Raw genomic sequence first — 24,865 nt, forward strand, 5'->3', positions numbered from 1 at the left:
CGAGCAGATCATCGATCGGCGGTCTTGGCCAGTGGGATCGCGCCGGCGCTACGAGGCCGGCGGCGCGGCGGCCGGCGGGGTGAGCGCCGCGAGCGTTTCGAGCAGGCTGGCGAGGCGGCGGCGGGCGCCCTTCTCGCTGAACCGCTTCCAGGCGCGGTGGAATTGCCCCTGGGCGGCGCCGGCGCGGCGCAGCTCGGCGTCGGCGATCGCGGTCAGCGCGGCGCGGGTTGCCGGTGGCACGGGCGTCGGCAGGGCGTCGCGGTAGCGGCGCACGGTGGCGGCGGCGACGATCGAATCGTTGAAGCGGCCGAGGACGTCCTGCAGGCGGGTGAGCTGCTTGCTGAGCCGGCGCCCGTCGCGTCCGGTGATCGGCTTGAGCGCTTCGAGCGCGTAGCGCAGGCGCTTGGCGCGGATGCGCAGGCGGTGCAGCTCGTCGGCGTGCGGCAGCTCGCCGACGGCATCGCCGAGCCGGCGCAGCTTGCGCGCGGCGCGTTTGATCGCGCGCCGTCCGGCGCTGGCGATCGGTTCGGCGCCGGCGCCGCCGGGCGGGCGCCGGGGCGCTGCCGCGGCGCGCTCGAGCGCCAGCAGCAGGCGCGTGTAGCGGCTCGAGGCGAACGTCTGCTGCAGGGCGGCCAGGGCCTCCAGGCGCTGGCGGCGCAGGGCGCGCCGCAGCCCGTCGAGCGGGCCGCGCGCCGTCGCGGCGAGGCGGGCGCGGTGCCAATCGGCGGTCGCCAGTTGCACGTCGAGGTCGCGCACCTGGCCGAGGACGCCGCCGAGCCATCCGAGCTCGCGCCCGAGCGCCGCGCGCTGGCGCGCCGGCAGGGCGGCCCTGCCGAGGCGCAGCGCGGTCCGCAGGCGGCGGATCGCGACCCGCATCTCGTGCACGGCCTCGGGATCGTCGCCGCGCCGCGCCGCCGGCTGGGCGGCGCGCAGGCGGCCGAGTTGGGTCGCGATGATGGCGCGTGTCGCGCTCGCCAGCGTGTCGGCGGCGCTGATCGGCGGCGGTGGCGCGGCGGCGGTGCCGGCCGGCAGCACGGCGTCCAGACCGCGGGCGAACTTGGTCGCTCGCGAGGGCACGAGGTGGAAGCGGCGGCGGAGGGCGCGGCCGACGGCGACGCAGTCGGCCGCCGCGCCGGCCCGCTGCTCGATCTCGACCTCCCAGTACTCCGGCGCCGCCGGGGTGCCGTCGGGGTGGCAGACCTGCACCCGGTCGAGGGCCAGCTCGGCGAGCGATGCGCCGCCCGCTGTCGGCAGCACGTCGACAAGGCGGCGCTCGACGTTGGTCACCAGCACCGGCTGCAGCGGCCGCCCGAGCAGGTAGGGCTGCAGGGTCTCCTGCAGCGGCCCGTCCGGCAGGCGGAACGGCGCCGCCGGCGGCGCGGCGAGCGGCACCGTCAGCTCCGGTCGGGTGTGCAGGGTGCCGCGGACCCGGCCCGGCCATTTCGCGGTCGCCTCCCAGCGGCGGCCGTGGCGGCGCAGTCGCACGGCGACGCCGGCGCGCGCCAGCGCCAGGGTCGGCGTGTCGAGGTAGGTGGTCTGCAGGGCCGCGACCCGGCGGCGGCGCAGGCGATAGTCGCCGAGCGCGCCGACGCCGGCGATGGCGTCCAGCACGTCGCCGGAGGTCGCTTCGAGCTTGACCTCGATCTCGTCGGGGATGGCGGGGGTTGGCATCGGCGGCCGCGCTCAGGTGGCGGAGCGCACCTCGACCTCGAGCCCGAGCACGTCCTGCAGGAGGCCGCTGCGCTGCTTCGCCTCCCACAGCTCGAGCTGGGCGTCGCCGGACGTGGTGGCGGTGAGCGTCAGGCGGGTGCCGCGCCGGCTGACCGCGATGTCGCGCACGACGCCGTAGTGGGTGCGATCGAGGCCGTCGGCGATGCGCAGCACGCCGCTCAGGGCGCGCACCGCGTGCCGGGCGCGCTGCGGCAGGCGCCGGAACTCGGCGTCCGATGCCTTCGGTACGCCCTTGCGGTGGTAGCGCGCCACCAGGCCCATGATCTCCAGCTCCTCGCGCGAGAAGCCGAACAGCTCGCCGTTGGTGATCAGGTAGTACGAATGCCGGTGGTGGTTGGCGTGGTCGATGTGGTGGCCGACGTCGTGCAGCAGGGCCGCGTACTCGAGCAGCTCGCGCATGCCGTGGTCGACGCGCAGCAGGCTCTCGAGCTGGTCGAAGAGCCGCAGCGCCAGGCGCGCGATGCGTGGCCCGTGCTCGCTGGTCTCGCCGAGATGGCGCGCCAGGCGGGCGACGCTGCGGCCGCGCGGCGTGCTGTAGCGCTCGTTCTCCTCGATGTGCTTGCGGTGCCGGGCGATGAAGTCGAGCAGCACGCCCTCGCGCAACGCCCAGGTGCAGGCGACGAGTTGCTTGGCGCCGATGCGCTGCAGCACGAAGTCGGTCAGCACGGCGCCGGCGACGATGAGGTCGACGCGTTTGCCGTCCAGCCCCTTCAGCTTCAGCCGCTCGTCGCGTCCGAGCCGGCAGAGCTGGCGGCGCACCTTGGCGATCTCGGTCGCGGCGACGGCGAAGTTGTTGAGGTGGAGCTCGGGGGCTTCGCCGCGCTGGTGGCCGGCGAGGGCGATGAGGTTGAGCATGGTGCCGGACGTGCCGACCACGCGCCGCACCTTGTGGGCGCGGAACTCGCTCAACATCGGGTCGAGCTGGTCGGCGAGAAACGCCTCGAGGGCGTCGATCTCCTCGGCGTCGGGTGGATCGTTGGCGAGGAAGCGCTCGCTCAGGCGCGCGACGCCGATCTTGTGGCTTTCGAGCGCCACCGCCTCCTCTTTCTCGGTGAGGATGAACTCGACGCTGCCGCCGCCGATGTCGACGATCAGCGTCGGCTTGTCGCTGAGGTCGATGGCATGCCGGACCCCGAGATAGATGAGGCGCGCCTCCTCGCGGCCGGGGATCACCTTGACGCGCAGGCCGACGTCGGATTCGACGCGCTCGATGAAATCGCCGCCGTTGGCGGCTTCGCGGACGGCGCTGGTCGCCACCGCGGTGATCCGCGACACGCCCTGGCGCTCGGCGAGGGTGCGGAAACCGGCGAGGGTGCGGACGCCCGCTTCGATCGCTTCCGCGGACAGCTTCCCCTTGCTCAGCGTCCGGCGTCCGAGGCGAACCATGTCCTTGGCGCGATCGAGGACGCGGAAGCGGCCATCCGCCTCCACCTGCGCCACGACCATGTGGATGGAGTTGCTCCCGACGTCGACGGCCGCGATTCGCATGTCCGGTCTGGTCTACCGCCTTTTTCGCCGCACCCGCCGCCTCACCACCGGCGGGAGCCCTAGCACAGTTTGCGAATCGCGGAACCTGTGCCGGCTCAACGGCGGCCGGTGAGCGAGACGATCGCGCCGACCACGACCAGCAGGCCGACCATCACGTAGAGCAGGGTGCCGCTGTCATCGGTCATGTTGGTCTCCAGGCGCGCCGCGAGGTCACCGCGGGTCTCGCGGCCCCCGCCGGGCGAACCGCATCACCGGGCGCGCCGAGCTGATGAATCGCGTGGCAGTCCTCATGGCAGGCTGACGATGCAGGAGCAACCAGCCACCCCGCCCCCGCCCTGGGCGCAGCTCAGGACCGTGCAGGCGAGGTCGGCGAGGGTCGGCGCGGCGGCGCCGCCGCAGCGATCGAAGGTCACGGTGAAGAGCTGGCCGAGAGGCGTGTTGCGCGACTCGAGCACTTGCAGCCCGTACTCCAGATCGTTGGGCGTGAACGCCTGCGGGACCGGGGCCGGGGCGACGACGCGCTGGCGCACCGAGGTCGCGGTGCCGGTGCCCGGGATGCTCAGCCGGGTGCTGTTGTAGCCGAGCAGGACGGTCGCCGTGGTGGGTTGGAAGCCGGTCGGCGGCACGAGGTCGACGCGGAAGGCGGCGGTCGGATTGCCGGGGCTGGTGCACGGTCCGACCACGCAGTCGGCGGGGCAGGTGGCGCAGGTTTCGCCCGGCTCGAGGACGCGATTGCCGCAGACCGCGCCGCCGGGCGTCGCGGTGGCGGTGAAGGTCGAGGTGGGCGTCGCCGTCGGCACACCACCGAACGGCGTCTGGGTGGCGGTTGCCGTCGGCCCCGCGGGGGTGGGGGTCGCCGTGCCGGTGACGGTCGCCGTGGCGCTGGCGGTCGGCGTCGGCCGCGGCGCGTCACCGCGATCCTTGAACTGGCGGCCGTCGTTCCTCGTCGCCGGTCCGGAGAAGCGGGACTCCCAACAGCGGCCGCCGGCGAAGGTGTTCTTGAGCTGGACGATGACCTGCGGGTCCTGCGCCAGCGGCAGGGGCGGGGTGTGCAGCCGGTTGCCTCCGCCCGTGACCACGATCTTGGCCTTGCCGGCAGCGCCGGGCTTGAGGACGATCTTCTTGATCCCGTCGGCCGTCGCTCCGGGATCGCGGTAGGTGAAGCCATGGCCGGAGTCGCGCCAGCAGGTCTGTCCGCCGCAGCTCCCCTGCGGCGGCACCATGGCCTGCAGCGCGAGCTGCGCCGTGCCTGCCACCTGGCCATAGACGCACAGGGTGTAGATGGTGTCGCGGCTGGGCGGGTCGCCGAGATCGTCGCGGCTGGTGCTTTCGCCCTTGTTCCACTTCCACGTCAGCGTGTCGCGCGCGCCGTGCTTGAGCACCAGCAGGGCGTGGTTGGCGGTCAGCGGCTGCCGGCACCCCTCGAGCGGCGCCGCCGGGCAATTGGGATCCGGCGTCGGCGTCGAGGTCACGGTCGGCGTGGCGCTCGGCGTGTCCGTGACGCTCGGCGTAGTGGTCACCGTGAAGGTAGGGGTGAAGGTGCGCGTCGGGGTGTGGCTCGCGGTCGCCGTGGCGGTGCTGGTCGGGGCGACGACCTCGAGCACCAGGCGCGGCCGGTTGGTCGCCGCCTCGCGCGACGCGTAGTCGGCGTTGCCGTTCTGGCTCTCCAGGTCCTTGCGGATGACCCAGCCGTAGTTGGGGGTGCCGGCGAGGAACGCGGCGACGTCGGCGGTGACCGTCCAGGAGACGTACTGGTTGACCGTCGCGTTGGACTGCTGCACGGCATCGGTCACCGCGCCCGAGAAGGTGCCGCCGGCCCACTGGCCGACGCAGTCCGGCGAGCCGTTGCTGGGGTTGCTGTCGACGGCGCAGTTCCAGGTGGCGCCGGTTTCGCTCCAATCGCTGGTGAGGCGCTGGGCATTGACCGCCCGTCCGCTGCCCCACTGGGCGCTGGACGTCACGTAGAGCTCGAGCCTGGCGGAGATCAGCACCAGGCCGGAGGTGGCGGCGGCGATCTGCGCCTGGTCGAAGCGCACCAGGGCGCGGTTCGGCGAGGAGTTGATGCGCAGGAAGGTCGCCGTGCCCTCGTTGGCGTTGGCGCCGCCGCTGCGCAGATAGGTATCGGCGCTCGCGGAGAGCACCACCTGCACGGCCGGGGCGGAGCGCGGTGCGAGCACGAGCGTCAGCGTCATCAGCGTCAGGGCGCGGGTCACCGTCATCGCATCCTCCGCGGCGCCGTGCTGCGCGCCGGCCGACGGAGACCCCCCGATCTCGAACACGCACGCGCTTATCAGGCGAAGATGACAACCGCGTTTCCCGGCGATGATTCTTTGGCGCTGAACGGATCGCGGCGGCGGACGCCCCGCCAGTGGGGGCGAAGTTCCCGCAAATGTCACGACTCTGTCATCGACCTGTCAAGGCGACCGAATAGGGTCCGTCTGCGTGCGGACGGCAGGCAAGGAGACCCCCCTTATCTCTAGTCTGTCCAAGCGCGTGGGGAGGGGCCACGCGCGGCCCCTCCTCTTCACCAACACGCGCAATTTTTCCGAGCCGTCATCAGTCCGTAACAGTCCCGTAACATGACGCCGCTAATGGCTGCCCCGGACCTAAAAGGGGGGTCTCCAATGGCAGCAGAGCGACTGGCTCGAGCGGCGGCGCTGGGGTGCATCGTGATCGCGATGTGCGCGGCGCGGGTGCGCGCGGAAGAAAAGCGGGTGGTCGACGAACTGCTCGACATCCTGCGCGCCAACAAGCAGATCAGCGAGCAGCAGTATCGGGCGCTGAAGCAGCGCGCCGAGGACGAGCGGCAGAGCGATCTCCATCGGCAGGCGGTCGAGGCGACGGCGTTGCCAACGCCGACCGCGGTGGTGGCGGAGGCGGCGCCCCCGCCGGCACCGCCGCCGCCCGGCGAGACCATGCGCGCCTATTTCAAGAACGGCTTCAACCTCGAATCGCCCGACGGCGACTTCAAGCTCACCGTCGGCGGCCTGACCCAGGTCGACTGGAACGTGTCGATGATCGGCGATGGGGTGCGGCAGAAGTTCACGCTGCAGGACACGTACAACGGCTGGGAGTTCCGCCGCGCCCGACTCTACATCGCCGGCAACCTGTTCAAGAACATCGACTACAAGTTCGAGTACGACTTCGCGGAGAACTCGGGCGGCCAGCCGGCGTTCAAGGACGTCTACATGGGGATGGGCGGCATCCCGTTCGTGCAGTACGTCCGCGTCGGGTACTTCAAGGAGCCGTTCTCGCTCGAGGAGTTGACGCCGGACTGGATCACGACGTTCCAGGAGCGGGCGACGATGAACGCCTTCGACCAGCCGGATCGCAACACCGGCGTCGCCGTCTACCAGACCTACCTCGACCAGCACATGACCTTCGCGGCGGGCGGCTTCCGCCTGACCAACAACTTCGGCAACGGGTTCGGCAGCAACGCGCCGTACGACATCACCGCCCGCCTCACCGGCCTGCCGGCCTACCAGGCGGGGGACAGTCTGGTCCACCTCGGCCTCTCCTATTCGCACCGCTTCCGCAATTACACGACGAGCGATCCGCAGACCCTGAGCTACGCCTCGCGGCCGGAATCGCATCTGTTCCCGGTCAACCTGGTCAACACCGGCAAGATCAACACCGACGGCGCCGACCTGGTCGATCCCGAGATCGCCCTGGTGCGCGGCCCGCTGTCCATCCAGGGTGAGTACACCTGGAATATCGTGCAGCAGGTCGACCAGCCCAATCCGCTGCTCCAGGGCGGGTACGTCGAGGCGAGCTACTTCATCACCGGCGAGAGTCGCGCCAGCTTCTACCGGCTCGACAAGGGCCACTTCGACCGCGTGATCCCGTTCCAGAATTTCTCGATCGACGGCACCCATTGGGGAGCCTGGCAGGTCGCGGCGCGCTACTCGCGTCTCGACCTCAATTCCCACGCCATCAACGGTGGCGTGCTCGACGATCTCACCGGCGGCGTCAACTGGTATCTCAACCCCGTCACCCGGGTCACCGTCAACTACGTCTGGGCGCACCTGGAGGGCGTCGGCGACAGCAACGTCGTCCAGGGCCGCTTCCAGCTCGCGTTCTGAGTGACGTCAACCCAGCGCCAGCGACCGACCACATAGAGACGCGCTCAACCCAAGGAGGCACCATGCAGCGATCCCCTTCCATCTCCCTGACGCTGGCCGCCGTCGCACTCGCGGTCGCGACTGCCGCCGGGGCGACGCCGGTGCAGGTCGATCCGGCGATCAAGGCCTACAGCAAGGTCGGCGGCATCTCGGGCAACCTGAGCAGCGTCGGCTCCGACACGCTCAACAACGTGATGACGCTGTGGGCCGAGGGCTTCAAGCAGCAGTACCCGAACGTGCGCATCCAGATCGAGGGCAAGGGGTCGTCGACCGCGCCGCCGGCGCTGATCTCCGGCACGGCGCAGCTCGGACCGATGAGCCGCGAGATGAAGCCGAGCGAGCTCGACGAGTTCGAGAAGAAGTTCGGCTACCCGCCGACCAAGGTCCGGGTGGCGATCGACGCCCTGGCGGTGTACGTCAACAAGGACAATCCGCTCGAACACCTCACCCTCGGGCAGGTCGACGCCGTGTTCTCGAAGACTCGTAGCTGCGGTGCTCCCGCCGACCTCGCCACCTGGGGCGCCCTCGGCCTGCAGGGGAGCTGGGCGGAGAAGCCGATCAGCCTGTACGGCCGCAACTCGGCCTCCGGCACCTACGGCTTCTTCAAGGAGCACGCGCTCTGCAACGGCGATTTCAAGGACGCCGTCAAGGAGCAGCCGGGTTCCGCCTCCGTGGTCCAGGGGGTCACCGAGGACATGTACGGCATCGGTTACAGCGGCATCGGCTACAAGACCTCGGGCGTCAAGGCGCTGGCGCTGGCGAAGAAGGACGGCGAACCGTTCATCACCACCGACTCGGAGAACGTCTACGCGGGCAAGTATCCGCTGGCGCGTTTCCTCTACGTCTACGTCAACCAGCCACCCAATCAGCCGGCGGATCCGCTGGTCAAGCAGTTCCTCGCCTACGTGCTGAGTCAGCAGGGGCAGATGGTGGTGGTCAAGGACGGCTACCTGCCGCTGACGGCCAAGATGGTGGCGGAGGAGACCGCGCTGCTGCGCTGAGCGCGGGAGCTCGACCCCGGTGGCCAGCGCGCGCGACATCGCTTCGGCGCTCTCGGACGGCGGCGCCACGCCGTCCGCGGCCTCGGCGTCCGCGGTCGCCGAGGCGCGCCGCGCCCGCCGCCGCGTCTGGCGCGATCGGCTGGCGACCGGAGTGGTGCGCGCCGGCGGCTTCGGCATCATCGCCACGATCCTGGCCATCCTGGTCTTCATCGTCGCCGAGGTGCTGCCGATGCTCGGCGGCGCGGACGTGACGCTGTCGCGTACCGACGCGCTGCCCGGCGCGCCCGTCGGCGCGATGGTCGCGGACGAGCTCGGCACCCACGTCGCCGCGCTCGATGACGGCGGCCGGGTGCGCGTGGTGCGAGTCGCCGACGGCCAGGTGGTGGCGGAGCGCGATCTGACGGGCGACGCCGGGCTCGCCGCGGCGCAGGTGCCGGCGGGGACGAACCTGCTCACCGGCGGCACCGAGGACGGGCGCGTGCTGCTCCTGCCGGTGCGCTGGGACGCGGGCTACACGGATGGACAGCGCGTGGTCACGCCGGCGCTCGGCGACGTCGTCGCGCTCGACGTCGACCCGGCGCGCCGGCCGGTGCTGGTGTACGCGGCGGGGCTCGGCCCCGGCGGCGCCGCCGCCGCGGCGCAGATCGGCGACGACACGCTCGTCGTGGTGCGGCAGACGCGGCAGGAGAACCAGTTCACCGGCGAGGTGACGGAAGCCCAGGAGCGGTTCAGCGCCGCGGTCCCCGCGCGCCTGTCGCGGCTCGTGTTCGACCAGCAGCAACGCAACCTCTTCGGCGCCGATGCGGCCGGCAACCTCGTCTGGTGGCCGTTGTCGGCCGCCGGCATCGGCGCGCCGCAGGTGGTCGCCGCGGGCCCGGCGATCACGGCGCTGAGCCTGCTGCTCGGCGGCCGCTCGCTGGTCGTCGGCCAGGCCGACGGCGCGCTCAGCGTCTGGTTCGTCACGCCGCGCGAGGACGGCAGCCCGCAATTGGCTCGGGTGCGCGACTTCCCGCGTCGCGCCGCGCCGATCGCCGCCATCGCGCCGTCGCAGCGCGACAAGGGCTTTCTCGCCGCCGACGCCCAGGGCGGCTTCGGCCTCTACTACTCGACCTCGAACCGCACGCTGTGGAGCGGCGCGGCGCCATTCCACGCCAGCGCGCTCGCCTTCGGACCGCGCGGCAATGCCGCCTACCTGGCGGGCGATGGACGGTTGGCCGCCTATGCGGTGGACAATCCCCACCCGGAGGTGAGCTTCGAGGCGCTGTTCGGCCGCGTCTGGTACGAGGGCTATTCGCAGCCCGAGTTCGTCTGGCAGTCGAGCAGCGGCAGCGATGATTTCGAGCCGAAGCTGAGCCTGACGCCGCTGCTCTTCGGCACCCTCAAGGGAACGGTCTACTCGCTGCTCATCGCCATCCCGCTGGCGGTGTTCGGCGCCATGTACCTGTCGCAGTTCATGCACCCGCGACTGAAGACGGTGGTGAAACCGGCGGTCGAGATCATGGCGGCGCTGCCGAGCGTCGTCCTCGGCTTCCTCGCCGGCCTGTGGCTGGCGCCGCGCGTGCAGCGCTTCTTCCCGGCGTTGCTGGTGATGATGGTGGCGTTTCCGATCATCTCGCTGCTCGCCGGACTGGCGTGGAACGCCCTGCCGCGGCGCTGGCGCGGGCGGCTGCCGGTGGGCACCGAGATCGTCGCTTTCGTGGTGTTCCTCGCCGGCGGATTGTGGGGCGCGGTGGCGATCAGTCCCGCGGTCGAGGGGGCGGTCTTCGGCGGCAACTTTCAGGCCTGGCTGCTGGCGGTCACCGGCTTCACGTACGACCAGCGCAACGCCATCATCGTCGGCTTGGCGATGGGCTTCGCGGTCATCCCGATCATCTTCGCCATCGCCGAGGACGCGTTCTCCAACGTGCCGCGCGATCTCGTCTCCGGCTCGCTGGCGCTCGGCGCCAACCGCTGGCAGACGGTCACCCGCATCGTGCTGCCGACCGCCAGCCCGGGCATCTTCTCGGCGATCATGGTCGGCTTCGGGCGCGCCGTCGGCGAGACGATGATCGTGCTGATGGCGACCGGCAACACGCCGATCCTCGACTGGAGCCCGTTCAACGGCTTCCGCACCCTGTCCGCCAACATCGCCGTCGAGATCCCCGAGGCGCCGGTGAACGGCACGCTCTTCCGGGTGCTGTTCCTGGCGGCGCTGTTGCTCTTCGTGGTCACCTTCGTCGTCAACACCGCCGCCGAGCTGGTGCGCCAGCGCCTGCGTCGACGCTACGCGCAACTGTGATGCTGCCCTCCGCCGCCCGCCGCCGCGCCGATCGCCTCGGCCAGTCGCTCACCTGGCTGTGCGCCGGCGCCCTCGCGTTCAACCTCCTGCTGGCCCTCGGCCTGCTGCTGCTCATCGCGGTGTCCGGACTGGGCTACTTCTGGCAGCAGCCGCTGGTGCTGCTCACCCTGCGCGACGGCTCGCAGGTCCTCGGCGAGATCCAGGGCCACGAGGAGATTCCGGCGGCGCAGGATGGCAGCGGCGGCGGCATGCGCACGCGCCTGAAGATCGCCAACCGCGATCTCTACGGCCTCGACTTCCGCTGGATCGACGACGACCAGATCGTCGGCCGCGCCGCGCCCGCCGATGCCGTCCTCGTCGAGCGCTTCGAGTGGGGCAATTTCTTCGGCACGATGCGGGCGCTGCGCCGCGGCGACCAGGAGCTGGCCAGCGGTCCCGCGGCGACGTGGGCGGCGTTCGGGCCGCTGCACCGCGAGAAGATGCGGCAGCGGGCGGCGATCAGCGCGCTGGAGAAGGGCGCCATCAGCGACGTGAACTATCAGATCGAGCGCGGCCGCCTGGCGGCGCGGCGGGTGGAGCTCTCATCCCTGCCCGAGGCGGAGCGCGCGGAGCGCCTGGCGGAGATCCATCGCCAGCAGGTCGCGTTGCAGGCGCAGTACGAGGCGCTGGCGGCGCAGCTCTTCGCCGCCCGCGAGGAGCTGGACGCCGAGACGGTGGTGATGGTGTCGGCGGACGGCCGGGAGAAGGCCATCCCGGTGGGCGCGATCGTCATGGCGCTGCAGCCGAACGCGATGAGCACCTGGCAGATGGTCCGCCTCTATGGGCAGCGGCTGTGGGCGTTCGTGGCCGACGATCCGCGCGAGTCGAACACCGAGGGCGGAATCTTTCCGGCCATCTTCGGCACCGTGATGATGGTGTTTCTGATGTCCTTCGTGGTCGCGCCATTCGGGGTCGTGGCGGCGCTCTACCTGCGCGAGTACGCGCGCGAGGGGGCGTTCGTCCGCATGGTGCGCATCGCCGTCAACAATCTCGCCGGCGTGCCCTCGATCGTCTTCGGCGTCTTCGGGCTCGGCTTCTTCGTCTACCTGATCGGCGGCTCGATCGACCGCCTGTTCTACCCCGAGGCGCTGCCCACCCCGACCTTCGGCACCGGCGGCATCCTGTGGGCGAGCCTGACCCTGGCGCTGCTCACCGTTCCCGTGGTCATCGTCGCCACCGAGGAGGGGCTGGCGGCGGTGCCGCGCGTCGTCCGCGAGGGCTCGCTGGCGCTCGGCGCGACGAAGTTCGAGACCACCTGGCGGGTCGTTCTGCCGGCCGCCGCCCCGGGCATCCTCACCGGGATGATCCTGGCCATGGCGCGCGCCGCCGGCGAGGTGGCACCGTTGATGATCGTCGGCATGGTGAAACTCGCGCCGGCGCTGCCGATCGACGGCCACTTCCCGTTCGTCCACCTGGAGCGCAAGTTCATGCACCTCGGGTTCCACATCTACGACGTCGGCTTTCAGAGCCCGAACGTCGAGGCGACCCAGCCGCTGGTCTTCGCCACGGCGCTCCTCCTGGTGCTGGTCGTCGTCGCCATGAACCTCATCGCCGTCGTGGCGCGCAATCGCCTGCGCTCCCGCTACGCCAGCAGCGCGGTGTGAGCGATGGCGGATTCGATGCCGGTGGCGAGAACCGCAGTCGACGGACCGCGGGGGCGCCCGTGAGCACGGAAGGGCGAGGTGGTCGCGTGCAGCGCGAAAACTCGGTATACCGGTCCGCGATGACCGTCCTCTCGCCTCCGCTCGCGCGGACCGGCGACCCGCTCGTCGATGCCGAAGCGGCCGGATTGTCGCCGGCGGCGGCCGGCGCCGCTCCGGTCACGGAGGAGGCGCGCCGCGACGTGCTGCACGTGGACGGCCTGTCGCTCTGGTACGGCGACAGCCGCGCCCTGAACCAGATCAGCCTGGCGGTGCCGGAGAAGCGCGTCACCGCCTTCATCGGCCCCTCGGGCTGCGGCAAGTCGACCCTGCTGCGCTGTTTCAACCGCCTGAACGATCTCGTCGAGGGGATCCGCATCGAGGGCGACATCCGCTTCGACGGCGCCAGCATCTACGACCCGATGCTCGACGTGAACAGCCTGCGCCGCCGCGTCGGCATGGTGTTCCAGAAGTCGAATCCGTTCCCCAAGTCGATCTTCGAGAACGTTGCCTACGGCTGCCGCATCCACGGCATCTCGCGCAAGGACGAGCTCGAGCGCATCGTCGAGCGCAGCCTGCGCGGCGCCGCGCTGTGGGGCGAGGTGAAGGACCGCCTGCACAGCAGCGCGCTCGGGTTGTCGGGCGGCCAGCAGCAGCGGCTGTGCATCGCCCGCGCCATCGCCATCGAGCCGGAAGTGCTGCTGCTCGACGAGCCGTGCTCGGCGCTCGATCCCGTGGCGACCGCCAAGGTCGAGGACCTCATCCACGAGCTGAAGGCGCGCTACACGATCGTCATCGTCACCCACAACATGCAGCAGGCGGCGCGCGTGTCGGATTTCACCGCGTTCCTGTACCTCGGCGAGCTGATCGAGGCGGGCGCCACCGAGCAGATCTTCACCGCGCCCGCCAAGCGCGAGACCGAGGACTACATCACCGGCCGGTTCGGCTGAGGGCAGGCAGGGACGGCATGGCCACACGCGCACACATCGACCGCCACTACGACGAGGAGCTGCAGGAGCTCCGCCACAACCTGCTCGAGATGGGCGGCCTGGTGGAGAAGCAGATCGCGGACGCCGTCCGCGCCCTGGTGGATCGCGACGACGAGTTCGCCCGCCTGATCATCGAGCGCGACCGCACGGTGAACCGCCTGGAGGTGCAGATCGACGATCTGTGCCTGCGCCTGCTGGCGCTGCACCAGCCGGCGGCGCGCGACCTGCGGCTGATCACCACGGCGCTGAAGATCAACACCGACCTCGAGCGCGCCGGCGACATGGCGGAGAACATCTGCGAGCGGGTGATCGAGCTGTGCGGCGAGCCGCAGCTCAAACCGCTCATCGACGTGCCGCGCATGGCCGCGATCGCCCAGGGGATGCTGCGGCAGGCCCTCGACGCCTTCGTGCGCGAGGACGCCGATCTGGCGCTGCAGGTCTGCCACCAGGACGACGAGGTCGACCAGCTCGCCGACCAGCTCCTGCGCGAGCTCCTCACCTTCATGCTCGAGGACCCCCACACCATCTCGCGGGCACTGCGCCTCATTTTCGTGTCCAAGTACCTCGAACGCCTCGCTGACCACGCCACGAACATCGCCGAAATGGTGATCTTCATGGTGAAGGGGAAGAGCATCCGGCACATGGATCGCCCCCCCTCGACCCTGTGAGCGACGCCGCGAAGAAGAAGATCCTCGTCGTCGAGGACGAACCCGACATCCGCGAGCTCGTCCGCTACAACCTCGAGCAGGGCGGCTTCCGCGTCGTCGAGGCCGTGGACGGCGAGGAGGCCCTGCGCACGGTGCAGGAGGAGAGGCCGGCGCTGGTGATCCTCGACCTCATGCTGCCGCAGGGCGACGGCCTCGAGGTGTGCCGCGTGCTGCGCGGCCGGCGCGAGACGGCGCATCTGCCGATCGTCATGCTCACGGCCAAGGCCGCCGAGGTGGACCGGGTCCTCGGTCTCGAGTTCGGCGCCGATGACTACGTCACCAAGCCGTTCAGCCCGCGCGAGCTGGTGGCGCGGGTGCGCGCGGTCCTGCGGCGCGCCGAGAGCTCCGAGGCCGGCGCGCCGACCAACGTGTTCGAGCGCGGGCGGCTGCGCATGGATTTCGACCGTCACGAGGCATGGCTCGACGGCAAGCCGCTCGAGCTCAGCCTGCGCGAGTTCCAGCTTCTGCGCTTCTTCGTCCGCAATCCGAACCGCGTCTACGACCGGCTGACGATTCTCGACCTGGTGTGGGGCAACGATACCTACGTCGAGCCGCGGACCGTCGACGTCCACGTGCGCCGGCTGCGGCTGCTGGTCGAACGCGATGCCTCCAATCCGGAGCTGATCCAGACCGTGCGCGGCGTCGGCTACCGCTTCAACGAGCAGGGGCTCGACGCGTGAGGCGGCGGGTGGGCGCGTGGAGCTGACCGCCCACCTCGTCTGGGGGAGCGCGGCGCTGATCGGGCTGCTCGCCTGGCGGCGCGCGGCGCGCCGGCGTGCCGCCGGCCTCGAGGCGATGCGCCGTTTCGCGCGCGCCGTCGCCGAGGACCTGCCGCTGCCGCCGCTGCCCGAGCCGACGGACGCTGCGGTCGCCGGCGCGCAGGCGGCGCTGGTCGCGGCGCTGGCCCACCAGCAACGACAGCGCGAGGCGGCCGATCGCGAGCGCCGCCGCCTGCAGGGCGTGCTCGGCGGCATGGTCGAGGGCGTGCTGGTGATCGATGCCCAGGGCACCGTGCTGCTGTCGAACCGCGGCGCCGAGGAGCTGCTGCAGCTCCCGCCGGGCGAGAACTACACCGGCCGGCCGCTGATCGAGCTCACCCGCCATCCGGACCTGCACGAGCTGGTGCGCTGGGCGGTGAGCGAGGGCGGCCTGGAGCGCGATTCGACGCTCGAGGTCGGGCTCGGCGGCACCGGGTCCTATGTGCTGCAGGTGACGGCGACTCCAGTCGACGTCGGCCCGGACGCCGGCCGCGCCTTCATCCTCGTCTTCCACGACATCACCCAGCTCAAGCGGCTGGAGCGCATGCGCCGCGACTTCGTCGCCAACGTCTCGCACGAGGTGCGGACGCCCCTGGCGGCGATCGCCGGCTACACGGAGACCCTGCTGGCCGGCGCCGTCGACGATCCGGAACGCGCCCGGCATTTCCTCGGCATCATCGAGCGCCACGCCGAGCGGCTGGGGCGCCTGGTCAACGACCTGTTGACGCTCTCCGATCTCGAGCTCGGCCGCACCGAGCTGCACCGCACGGCGGTGGACGCGGGCACCATCGTGCAGGCGGCGTTCGAAGTGCTGCACGGACGCGCCGAGCAGGGCGGCGTGAGCCTGGTCGAGGAGATCGCCCCCGACATGCCGGCGCTCGATGCCGACCAGGATCGGCTGGAGCAGGCAGTGCTCAATCTGGTCGACAACGCCATCAAGTACACGCCGCCCGGCGGGCAGGTGACGGTGCGCACGCGCCCCCTGGCGCTGCGCGACGTGCCGGAGGTGCTGCGCCGCGACGATCGCACCAGCTTCTGCGAGCTGGTGGTTGCCGATACCGGCGTCGGCGTGCCGCCCGAGGACCTGCCGCGCCTGACCGAGCGCTTCTATCGCGTCGACAAGGCGCGGTCGCGCCAGCTCGGCGGCACCGGTCTCGGGCTCGCCATCGTCAAGCACATCATCCAGGCCCACGGCGGCACGCTGCAGATCAGCAGCGAGCTGCATCACGGCACGACGGTGCGCCTGGTCCTGCCGGCGCACGACGCCCAGCGCGTCGAGCTCTCCGAACGAGCGCTCCGCTCGGCGTAGCTCCCGCTCCCCGCCTGCCCGCGCCCTCGGCCCTGGCGGCGAGGGCGCAAGGGCGAGGGCGGGGCGAGAGGCAGCAGCGATTACGGCAGGCGGACCGTGCAGGTGCAGCCGGCCACGCCGCCGCCGCCCTGGGCGCAGCTCAGAACGGCGCAGGAGACGTCGGCGAGCGTCGGCGCCGGGGATCCGCTGCAGCGATCGAAGGTGGCGGTGAAGAGCTGGCCGAGTGGCGTGTTGCGCGAGATCAGCACCTGCACCGCGTAGTCCTTGTCATTGGGGGTGAAGGCCTGCGGCACCGGCGCTGGCGCGACGATGCGCTGGCGGACGGTGGTCGCGGTGCCGGTCCCGGGCAGGCTCAGCTTGGTGCTGTTGTACCCCAGCAGCACGGTCGCGGTGGTGGGCTGGAAGCCGGTCGGCTGCACCAGGTCGACGATGAACGCCTCGGTCGGCGATCCCGGGGCGTTGCACGGTCCGATGACGCAGTCGGCGGCGCAGCTCTCGCAGGTCTCGCCGGGTTCGAGGACGCGGTTGCCGCAGACGGCGCCGCTGCCGCCGGTCGGCGTCGCGGTGGCGGTGAAGGTGGCGCTCGGCAGGCCGGTGGCGGTGAAGGTGGTCGTCGGTGTCGCGCTGGCGGCCGCCGGCGACGTGGGCAGCGCGGTTGGGGTGAAGACCGGCGAGGCGGTGAACGTGGCGGTGATCGCGATCGTGTCGGTCGGGATGGCGGTCGCGGTGTGGGAGGCGGTGGCTGGCGCGGTCGCGGTGTGGGAGGCGGTCGCGGCCGCGGTGGACGTGTTGGTTGCCGGCGGCGTGACGGTCGCGGTCGGGGGAATCGCTGTCGCGGTGGACGTCAGCGTCGGGATGACCGCTGTGGTGGTCGCCGTGCGGGTGGGTGGGCTGGTCGGGGTGCGGGTCGCCGTGGGCGGCGACGACGCGGTGTTCGTGGGCGCCGCGGTGCCGGTCGCCGTCGGCGCGCTGGTGCGCGTCGCGCTGGCCAACGGGGGCGCGGTCGCCGTCGCGGTCGGTGCCGCCGCGGCGGGCGTGCGGGTGCGGGGGATGTAGACGCTGATCGACGAGTCGCCGCCGCAGGCGGCGGCGAGCAGCGCCAGCGCCACGAGTCCGACCGCGCCGGTGGCGCGGCTCCCTTGCCATTGCATTCGCATGTGTCCCCCTCGTGACGTCCCTCAGGGCAGCGCGACGGCGCAGGTGCAGCCGCGCAGACGTCCGCCACCCTCGGCGCAGGCTTCGACGCGGCAGCTCAGGTCGCCGAGCTGCGGCGCCGGGGCGCCGGCGCAGGTATCGAGCTCGACGTCCAGCAGCGGGCCAGCCGGCAGGCCGCCCTGCCGCGAGACGACGACGCGCAGGCCATAGCCGAGGTCGTTGACGAAGACCTGGGCGTCCGCCTGTCGCGGCTTCACCCGGGCGCGCACGGAGGGCGCGTCCTTCTCTCCGGGGAGACCGAGCACGTTCTGGCGCGCGGTGACCAGCACGGTGACGGCGCCGACGCTCTCGAAGCCGGATTGAGGAGTCAGGTCCACGGTGACGGTGCGCCGTCCCGTCCGCTCGCATGGGAACGGCTGGCAGTCGGCCGCGCAGGTGTCGCAGGTTTCGTCGGCGCCGAGCAGGTGATCGCCGCACGCCGATCGCGGCGTGGCGGATGCGCCGCCGTTGGCGGCGGCCGGCAGCGCGCCGGTCGCGGCAGGCGCCGGTCCACCGGCGGCGAGAAGGGTGAGCACCGCGGCGACGGACAACAACGCGGGGCGCGGGTTCGTGGGGATCATGGACGTCCTCGTGAGATCATGGCTGGGCGGTGACGAGGCAGCGGCAATCGCCGATCGTTCCGCTGGCATCGGCGCAGCGGACGATGATGCACGACAGGTCGTCGACCGTCGGGGCCGGCGCGTCGCTGCATCCGTCGAAGCGGGCCGTGGCGAAGGGGCTGGGGGCCGCTGGCAGGCCGCTGGCCCGCACGCTGCCGATGTCGACGGCGTAGTCGCGGTCGTTGACGATGAACGTGGTCGGCGGCGGCGGCGCGAAGCGGACGCGCTGGCGGACGCTGACGTCGTTGCCGCTACCGGGGATGCTGATGACGCTACTGCGGTACGCGAGCTCGACCGCCGCATCGGTCGGCGCCCGGCTGCCGGCGAAGGCGATCGCGAAGGTGAAGGTCGCGCCGCTCGGCGTGCAGGCGGCGACCTCGCAGTCGGCCGGGCACGCGGCGCAGGTCTCGCCCGGTTGCAGGAGGCCGTTGCCGCAGCTCGACGGCGGCAGGGTCGCGGTCGGCGACGCGGTGGGGGTGTTGGTCGGCGTCCGCGTCGCGGTCATCGTCGGCACGACCGGCGTCGGGGTGAAGGCGGGACCGCAGCGGGAGAGGTCGAAGGCGTCGCAGGTGCTGGCGCAGCCGGGGAAGCCGTTGCTGCCGGGTGCGTAGCCGAGGTTGTCGCAGTTGGCGAAGCCGATGTTGGTGCCGTCGCACACCTCGACCCCGGCCTCGATCGCGCCATCGCCGCAGCGCGCAAACCGACAGACGCCGGTGCAGGCATCGGTGTCGATGGTGTTGCCGTCGTCGCACTGTTCGCCGGGATCGATGCGGCCGTTGCCGCACAGGGCGAGATCCTGCGACGAGCCGCCGCCGCAGGCGGCGATCAGCGCGGCGAGCAACAGCGGTGCAGCCCAGGTGACGGACGGGCGGAGCGAGCGTGGCAGCGGCGTCGGCATACGGGTGTCTTTGCGGGCGGGGGCGCTGCCCCCGCCCGCCGGGATCATTGGGCCAGGGACAGCGTGCAGGCGATCTTGTCCGCCGGGACGACGTTGAAGTCGGCGTCGCCGCCCTCGCGGACCTTGCAGGTGAAGCTGCTGAGCGGCGGCGCCTGGGTGGCGGCGTCGCAGAGCCGGAACTCGATGGTCGCGGCGACCCCATCGCTGTAACCGACCAGCGTCGGGTCCTCGAGCAGCAGGTTCAGGCCGTAATTGAAGTCCCGTGGCGTGGTCGCGAAGATGTCGGAGGTGATCGCGGCCAGGACCGCCGGGTCGTCGTTCGTCCCCGGCACGTCGACGGTGCCGTCCTTGTAGCGGATGAAGAGGTTGAGCGAGGTGAGGTACACGTCGGGGTCGACGGCGGCGAAGTTGACGTTCAGCCGCAGGGGGCGATTCTGCATCAGCGTGCACGGGGTGACGCAGCAGTTGCTCGGACAGCCGTCGTCGTCGATGCGGTTGCCGTCGTCGCAGGTCTCCGTCTTGGTCAGCACGTCGGGGACGCCGTCGCCGCAGGTGGTCGACGGCCGGGCGCAGATCTCGGAGGTCGGCACCGGAGTGACCGCGCCGGTCGGCGACGTGCTGGGGGTGGGCGTCGGCGTCACCGCGGTGCAACTGCCGAGCGCGTTGTTGACGGCGGCGATGAGCTCGTTGATCGCCACCGTGCCGTCGCCGTTGCCGTCGAACGACGGGCAGGCGGAGACCGGGCTGGAGCCGAGGGCGATGTTGACGCCGGTGATCAGCTCGTTGATCGCCACCGTGCCGTCGCCGTTGCAGTCGCCGGCGCACTGCGCGCCGGCGGGCGCGGCCAGGGCCGTCAGCAGCAGCGCGCCGATGGCGAGCGCCGCCGTAGCAGGGAATCGTGTCGCTGTCGTCATGGGATACCTCCTCGCCATGTGCGTGATCAGAATGAGTACTGGATGCCGGTCGTGAAGGTGACGCCGGTGCGGTAGCGGTTGGTGATCCGCGAGCCCTGCGTCTCCTCGAACACGTCGTTGAGAATGTTCTCGATCCCGAACTTGGTGGAGAACGGGGTGTTGAAGAGGGTCACGTCGCTGAGCCAGACGAAATCGAGCTGGTCGCGGCGCGACGTCTCGATGTCGGGCAGCGGCTTCGAGGGGCCGAACTTCGTCCCCTTGGCGACGATCGCCGAGCCGACGGTGTTGTAGAGCAGGCGGAAGAGGCCCCAGCGGGTGTTGGTGTACTCGAGGGCGGCGTTGACGACGAACGGCGGCTGCGCGACCAGGGGCCCGGAGCCGGGCGCCGGGGCGACGGTCGTGATGTAGCTGGGCGGCGGGGTGTAGCCGCCGCCGTTCTCGGTGATCTTCGCCGTCTGCGACTGATTGATCGCGACGTTGACCAGCAACTGCACGTCGCCGAGGTGCGGCGCCGTCGGGGCCAGCCACGACACCTCGCGCGCCCAGGGCTCGAGGAAGTCGAAGGTCTTCCGTCCCTCGAGCTCGAAGCCGTAGAGCGTGGCGCTGTCGAAATTGACGTAGACGTCGGATACCGAGCCGCCGGCGTCGCGGCCGGTCATCAGCTCGATCGGATTGGTGAGGTCCTTGTAGAAGAAGCCCACCGAGGCGAGCTCCAGCGGGGTGAAGAACCACTCCCAGCGCAGTTCCCAGTTGGTGATGTTGGCGGTCTGCAGGGTCGGGTTGCCGCGCAGCGAGCGTTCGCCGGGCAGGGTGGTGAAGTTGACCGGCGTGAGCTCGCGGAACTCCGGCCGCGACAGCGTCTGGCTGAAGGCGGCGCGGAGGTTCATGTCCTCGCGCGGCGTGTAGACGACGCTGACGCCGGGCAGCGGGTCGACGTTGTTGAGGGAGCTCGCCACCGTCCCGTGGCCGCGCAGGAAGCCGTCGGTGGCGATGTGCGAGTACTCGAGACGCACGCCGCCGATGAAACGCAGGCGATCCTTCACCAGCGGCACGTCGACCATGCCGTAGCCGGCGGCGATCTCCTGGTTGGCATCGAACGGCTCGTAGCTGAGACGGGCGAAGCGCAGCGGGCCGCTGGTCGAGTAGTTCTTCGGCACCATGATCGAATCGGGCGGCTGCGTCAGGTCGAGGCGCTCGGGGTGCAGGCCGGTCCCGGTGGTGTAGAACACCTGGTACAGGAACGTCCGGTCGCGCAGGGCGTAGTTGAGACCGGCCTTGAGCTTGCCGTCGAGACCGCGCCACGCGTCGGTGAAGGGCAGGGCGGTTTTGAACGGGACGATGCCGTCGACGTAGTAGTCCTGCAGGAACTCGTCCAGGGACGTCCAGACGCGCTGCGGGCTGAGCGAGACGCGGATCACCTCGAGCCGCGGCGGCTGCGGCGGGATGCTGTTGTAGTCGTAGTACTTGGCGTCCGGGATCTGCTGCGACGACGGCGCCCACGAGGCGCGCCAGTCGAGGTCGATCCAGGAGAAGTGGTGCAGGCCCTCGAGGGCGCCGAAGCCGAGCTGATTGGCGGTGTAGCTGCTCGAGGTGGCGAACTGCTTGACGCCGGCGAGGTCGTGGATGTCCTCGCCCATGCCGGTCTGCACCTCGTTGGTCGCCTGCCGGTTGACCAGGCCGCGGGCGAGGATGCGGTGGTTGGCGTCGATGGTGTACTGCGACGAGAGCAGGGCGCCGAGCTCGGTTTTGAAGTCGCTGACGTCGTACGTGAAGATGTTGCCGGTGTTGTCCTCGATCTGGTCGTCGGAGGTGTAGGAGTTGTTGACCTGATTGCGGTGCACGCTGAAGTCCCAGCCGTAGGTGCCGGCCAGCGCGAAGCCGAAGGGCCCCCAGGTGTCGCCGATCGATCCGTCGAAGCTGAAGTTCGGCGGTGCCGTGCCGGAGGTGATGTTCCAGTTGTCCGCCAGGCTGCCGATGACCGACCGCATCTGGGTCGTGGTCAGGACCGGCGGCGGCTGCGGGTTGGGATTGTTGGGGAAGACGCTGAACGTGCCCGGCTGCTGGCGCGGGCCGTCGCCGAAGGTCAGCCAGTCGACCGGATACCCGTCGTAGGTGTCGTAGCTCTGGAAGGTGGTCTCGGTGTTGAACTTCAAGGAGGTGTTCAGCGACCACTCGAATTCCTCGGGCGGTTTCGCGAGCTTGATGTCGACCAGGCCGCCGGCGAAGTCGCCGGGCAGATCGGGCGTGTAGGTCTTGATGATGTTCAGCGCCTCGATGAAGTCGGCGGGGAAGATGTCGAGCGGGACGATGCGGCGGTTGGGATCGGTGCTGGGCAGGCGGCTCCCGTTCAGCAGCGCCGCGCTGTAGCGTTCGGTGAGGCCGCGGACGACGATGTACTTGTTGTCGCGCGTGGTGACCGACGGCGCGCGGGTGACCACCTCGGCGGCGCTGGAGTCGGTGGTCTTGGAGATCGCCTCGTGGCCGAGGCTGTCGCCGACCGTCGTCGCGTCCTTGCGCTGCTGGAGCTGGGTCGCCTCGCTGGCCTCCTTGACCACCCCGGTGACCTCGACGAGCTGTTTCGACGGCGTCGTCGCTTCCTCCTTGGGGCGCAGCTTGGCGGTGGCGCCGATCGCCTTGCCGGCGACGACGGTCAGCTTCTGGATCGTGACCGGCTCGTGCTTGTCCGCGGTCGCCTTCACGGCATGGGTCCCCGGCTCGACGTCCAGCCGCGCCTTGCCCTCGGCGTTGGTCTCCGCCTTGATGTGCGGCTGGCCCACGATCTCGACGGTGGCGCCGCGGAGCGGCGCGCCGCTGGTCTCATCGACCACCTTGACGATGATGGCGCCGCGCCCGCGCGCATGTTCCGCCGCGACCGGCTCGGCGCCGACGGCGCGGGATGCCATCAGCACCAGCATCAGGACGACCGCGCACCGCGCCCACCACGCACCTTCCCCCCAGCCGCGCTGCATTCGGATCGTGGTCTCCTGATCGGGACAAGCGAATAGTGCGTGCGTCGTCGCCGCGACCCGGCCGGTGAGTCCCCCTTATTGAATGGCCGCGCCGCGGTGGAACAGATCGTTCCGTTGATCGTCGTGGGCGGTCTTCTAGTGCGCCCACTGTTTTCCGCCCGTGACGCGTTCGTGAAGGTTCGATGACAAGGCGGGCGCGGCGTGGCGGCGCCCGCCATCACACAGACATCACGCCCGGGTAAACGTCCCGTAATCTTGGCTCGCTAAGCACCGTGGCGCGGCGCAGCAGAGGCGCCGCCCACACGCGACAGCGAAGCTGCCTTGAATCTTTCACACGCGGGAAAACGGTTCGTCACGCGGCGCCGGCTAGGCTCGCGCCCGTGACGTGGAGCACGCGAGATGCCGCGCGCCGGGCGAGCCCGCGCGCGCGACCACGCCAATCGGAACGGGGGGCCGAACGGACCATGCCGGCGCGGCCGGAGAAAGGAGGGGGGCGGCGACCAGACCCACCGGTCGTCGACGTCACTGGAGGAGTAGAGGCCTGAACACCCTGGTCAAGGCCCACCGCGCATCCGGTTCGGAGCCAGCGATGCGCGGCGGGGTCCCCAACCGCGCAGTCGCCCGCGCTGAGGGCGGCTGCGGAGAGCGGAAGGAGATCGCGAGATGTACCAAATCACCATGTTCCGTCAAACGCGGATCGCGGCGCTGGCCGCGGCCGTCGTGGCGCTGGGCGCGACGGTCGCCGGCGCCCAGAACGTTCCGAAGTGCCAGGGCGCCATCGTCAAGGGCGCCCAGGGCTACGCCAGCGCCCGCGTCAAGGCGCTGCAGAAGTGCGAAGAGGGCCGGCTGACCGGCAAGATCACCACCACCTGTGCCGCGGATGCGAAGACGCAGGCCGGCATCAGCAAGGCGGCCGACAAGCTGTCGGCGGCGATCAGCAAGGCCTGCACCGGCGTCACCGTGTCCGACCTCGGCCTGGCGAACAAGGTCAACCGCTGCAGCGGCGGCCTGTTCGACGGCGACTACTGCGCGACCGATTCGCAGTGTCCCGGCGAGTGCGTCGGCGGCTCCAAGGACGGCGAGTGGTGCACCAGCAACGGCAACTGCCCTGGCGGCGCCTGCAGCGGCCCCACCCCGGGGACCTGCGCGCAGGTCAGCCTCTGCCCGGCCTTCCTCAACGACAAGCTGCCTGGGAACTGTGCCGCGGCGCTGACCTCGCCGGCCGACGTCGGCACCTGCCTGACCTGCACGACGGCGCAGAAGATCGACGCCGTGATCGGCACCTTCTACGGCTCGCTGCTGCCGGCCAGCGCCGACAAGGCGGTGCTGAAGTGCCAGAAGGACATCGGCAAGCGGACGGCCGCCTACTTCGACGCCGTCGAGAAGGCGCTGTCGAAGTGCCAGCAGGCGGTGATCAAGGCCGGCTCCGGGAGCTGCCCGGACGGCAAGACCAGCGCCGCGATCAGCAAGGCGGCGGACAAGCTCGATGCCGCCCTCGCCAAGAGCTGCGCCGATGCGGCGAAGATCAGCGGCGGCGCGCGTCCGAGCCAGATCCTGGGCCAGTCGCCGCGCTTCGGCGCCTGCCCGCTGGCCAACACCCAGACCTCGGCCGGCCTCTCGGGCACGCTCGCCTGCCTGGCGACCAACGCCGCCACCTGCGACGTCGGCCTGAGCGTCGGCGACGTGTCGTGCTCGACCGCGCTCTGCGGCAACGGCCAGATCGACGCCGGCGAGACCTGTGACGACGGCAACACGGTGGCCGACGCCGGCGTCGGCCCCGATGACATCTGCCCGCCGGATTGCAGCGTCGCCGCCTGCTCGCCGAGCGGCACGCAGTCGGTCACGGTCCAGCTCACCACCAGCACGCCGCTGGTCAGCGCCCTGGTGCTGGTCGGCTACGACGACGCCAAGGTCAGCATCCCCGGCATCGGCGACGGCCCGGCGGTGCTCGCCAGCGTCACCTCGGGCGTGTTCGCCACCAGCCCGCGCGACACCGACACGGCGGTGCGCATCAACCTCGAGGACCCGACCCTCACCGGCGTCGGCTCGGGCGCCGCGGCGACGGTGACGTTCACCAAGTGCACCGGCACGCCGGTCACGGCGGCCGATTTCAACTGCATCGTGGTCAGCGCCGGCGACGCGAATTTCGCCGAGGTCTTCGGCGCGACCTGCGCCGTCACCGTTCCGTGATCCGACGAGAAGGCAAGGA

General features: G+C 71.0%; 18 protein-coding genes. 9 read left to right on the forward strand and 9 right to left on the reverse strand.

The genetic code is table 11. The annotated features are described in order from the left end of the window. Nucleotides 1–48 precede the first annotated feature (48 nt). The 4 genes from KF840_26520 to KF840_26535 form a co-directional block, all read right to left on the reverse strand. On the reverse strand, nt 49–1,671 hold the full coding sequence (locus tag KF840_26520) for a CHAD domain-containing protein (GenBank protein MBX3028464.1): 1,623 nt from the start codon (nt 1,669–1,671) through the stop codon (nt 49–51). Nucleotides 1,672–1,683: 12 nt separating this feature from the next. Beyond that, entirely contained in the window at nt 1,684–3,219 is a 1,536-nt protein-coding gene (locus KF840_26525; protein ID MBX3028465.1) for a Ppx/GppA family phosphatase, read from the reverse strand. A 95-nt stretch (nt 3,220–3,314) separates the two neighbouring features. Further along, the gene (locus tag KF840_26530) at nt 3,315–3,404 is read right to left on the reverse strand and encodes an LPXTG cell wall anchor domain-containing protein (protein ID MBX3028466.1); all 90 of its coding nucleotides are present in this window, start codon (nt 3,402–3,404) and stop codon (nt 3,315–3,317) included. A 102-nt stretch (nt 3,405–3,506) separates the two neighbouring features. Further along, entirely contained in the window at nt 3,507–5,438 is a 1,932-nt protein-coding gene (locus KF840_26535) for a DNRLRE domain-containing protein (GenBank protein MBX3028467.1), read from the reverse strand. 405 nt (nt 5,439–5,843) lie between these two features. Here KF840_26535 and KF840_26540 point away from each other — a divergent pair, with 405 nt between their 5' ends. From KF840_26540 to KF840_26575, 8 genes are all read left to right on the forward strand, one after another. Beyond that, the gene (locus KF840_26540) at nt 5,844–7,301 is read left to right on the forward strand and encodes a hypothetical protein (protein MBX3028468.1); all 1,458 of its coding nucleotides are present in this window, start codon (nt 5,844–5,846) and stop codon (nt 7,299–7,301) included. A gap of 62 nt (nt 7,302–7,363) precedes the next feature. After that, nucleotides 7,364–8,341: a phosphate ABC transporter substrate-binding protein gene (locus KF840_26545; GenBank protein ID MBX3028469.1), complete on the forward strand. Its 978-nt coding sequence runs from the start codon at nt 7,364–7,366 to the stop codon at nt 8,339–8,341. 19 nt (nt 8,342–8,360) lie between these two features. Next, complete coding sequence (locus KF840_26550; GenBank protein ID MBX3028470.1) at nt 8,361–10,619, forward strand: ABC transporter permease subunit; 2,259 nt, start codon at nt 8,361–8,363, stop codon at nt 10,617–10,619. Next, a complete protein-coding gene (gene pstA / locus KF840_26555; GenBank protein MBX3028471.1) occupies nt 10,619–12,262 on the forward strand; it encodes a phosphate ABC transporter permease PstA in 1,644 nt (547 codons plus the stop codon). The genes KF840_26550 and pstA overlap by 1 nt, the downstream gene beginning before the upstream one ends. A 119-nt stretch (nt 12,263–12,381) precedes the next feature. Then, complete coding sequence (locus KF840_26560; protein MBX3028472.1) at nt 12,382–13,248, forward strand: phosphate ABC transporter ATP-binding protein; 867 nt, start codon at nt 12,382–12,384, stop codon at nt 13,246–13,248. 17 nt (nt 13,249–13,265) lie between these two features. Further along, nucleotides 13,266–13,955: a phosphate signaling complex protein PhoU gene (gene phoU, locus KF840_26565; GenBank protein MBX3028473.1), complete on the forward strand. Its 690-nt coding sequence runs from the start codon at nt 13,266–13,268 to the stop codon at nt 13,953–13,955. Next, entirely contained in the window at nt 13,952–14,674 is a 723-nt protein-coding gene (locus KF840_26570; protein ID MBX3028474.1) for a response regulator, read from the forward strand. The genes phoU and KF840_26570 overlap by 4 nt, the downstream gene beginning before the upstream one ends. Nucleotides 14,675–14,690: 16 nt before the next feature. Next, nucleotides 14,691–16,061 carry a PAS domain-containing protein gene (locus KF840_26575; GenBank protein ID MBX3028475.1) on the forward strand — a complete coding sequence of 457 codons (1,371 nt, stop codon included), beginning with the start codon at nt 14,691–14,693 and terminating at the stop codon, nt 16,059–16,061. A gap of 80 nt (nt 16,062–16,141) precedes the next feature. Here KF840_26575 and KF840_26580 read toward each other — a convergent pair whose 3' ends face one another. From KF840_26580 to KF840_26600, 5 genes are all read right to left on the reverse strand, one after another. Continuing rightward, entirely contained in the window at nt 16,142–17,212 is a 1,071-nt protein-coding gene (locus tag KF840_26580; protein ID MBX3028476.1) for a hypothetical protein, read from the reverse strand. Nucleotides 17,213–17,239: 27 nt separating this feature from the next. Next, a complete protein-coding gene (locus KF840_26585; GenBank protein ID MBX3028477.1) occupies nt 17,240–17,836 on the reverse strand; it encodes a hypothetical protein in 597 nt (198 codons plus the stop codon). A 16-nt stretch (nt 17,837–17,852) separates the two neighbouring features. After that, nucleotides 17,853–18,821: a hypothetical protein gene (locus tag KF840_26590; protein MBX3028478.1), complete on the reverse strand. Its 969-nt coding sequence runs from the start codon at nt 18,819–18,821 to the stop codon at nt 17,853–17,855. After that, nucleotides 18,818–19,645, reverse strand: coding sequence for a hypothetical protein (locus KF840_26595; GenBank protein MBX3028479.1), 828 nt, complete (start codon nt 19,643–19,645; stop codon nt 18,818–18,820). Before KF840_26595 ends, KF840_26590 begins: the two co-directional genes overlap by 4 nt. A gap of 68 nt (nt 19,646–19,713) precedes the next feature. Beyond that, nucleotides 19,714–22,656 carry a TonB-dependent receptor gene (locus tag KF840_26600; GenBank protein MBX3028480.1) on the reverse strand — a complete coding sequence of 981 codons (2,943 nt, stop codon included), beginning with the start codon at nt 22,654–22,656 and terminating at the stop codon, nt 19,714–19,716. Nucleotides 22,657–23,319: 663 nt separating this feature from the next. Here KF840_26600 and KF840_26605 point away from each other — a divergent pair. Next, nucleotides 23,320–24,846, forward strand: coding sequence for a hypothetical protein (locus KF840_26605; GenBank protein ID MBX3028481.1), 1,527 nt, complete (start codon nt 23,320–23,322; stop codon nt 24,844–24,846). Nucleotides 24,847–24,865: the final 19 nt, after the last annotated feature.

The organism is bacterium (assembly GCA_019637795.1).
Lineage (GTDB): Bacteria > Desulfobacterota > Binatia > HRBIN30 > CADEER01 > JAHBUY01.

Coding starts and splice junctions, on each gene's coding strand:
- KF840_26520 (MBX3028464.1), bottom strand. CDS start 1,671: ATGCCAACCCCCGCCATCCCCGACGAGATCGAGGTCAAGCTCGAAGCG.
- KF840_26525 (MBX3028465.1), bottom strand. CDS start 3,219: ATGCGAATCGCGGCCGTCGACGTCGGGAGCAACTCCATCCACATGGTC.
- KF840_26530 (MBX3028466.1), bottom strand. CDS start 3,404: ATGACCGATGACAGCGGCACCCTGCTCTACGTGATGGTCGGCCTGCTG.
- KF840_26535 (MBX3028467.1), bottom strand. CDS start 5,438: ATGACGGTGACCCGCGCCCTGACGCTGATGACGCTGACGCTCGTGCTC.
- KF840_26540 (MBX3028468.1), top strand. CDS start 5,844: ATGGCAGCAGAGCGACTGGCTCGAGCGGCGGCGCTGGGGTGCATCGTG.
- KF840_26545 (MBX3028469.1), top strand. CDS start 7,364: ATGCAGCGATCCCCTTCCATCTCCCTGACGCTGGCCGCCGTCGCACTC.
- pstA (MBX3028471.1), top strand. CDS start 10,619: ATGCTGCCCTCCGCCGCCCGCCGCCGCGCCGATCGCCTCGGCCAGTCG.
- KF840_26560 (MBX3028472.1), top strand. CDS start 12,382: ATGACCGTCCTCTCGCCTCCGCTCGCGCGGACCGGCGACCCGCTCGTC.
- phoU (MBX3028473.1), top strand. CDS start 13,266: ATGGCCACACGCGCACACATCGACCGCCACTACGACGAGGAGCTGCAG.
- KF840_26580 (MBX3028476.1), bottom strand. CDS start 17,212: ATGCAATGGCAAGGGAGCCGCGCCACCGGCGCGGTCGGACTCGTGGCG.
- KF840_26585 (MBX3028477.1), bottom strand. CDS start 17,836: ATGATCCCCACGAACCCGCGCCCCGCGTTGTTGTCCGTCGCCGCGGTG.
- KF840_26590 (MBX3028478.1), bottom strand. CDS start 18,821: ATGATCCCGGCGGGCGGGGGCAGCGCCCCCGCCCGCAAAGACACCCGT.
- KF840_26600 (MBX3028480.1), bottom strand. CDS start 22,656: ATGCAGCGCGGCTGGGGGGAAGGTGCGTGGTGGGCGCGGTGCGCGGTC.
- KF840_26605 (MBX3028481.1), top strand. CDS start 23,320: ATGTACCAAATCACCATGTTCCGTCAAACGCGGATCGCGGCGCTGGCC.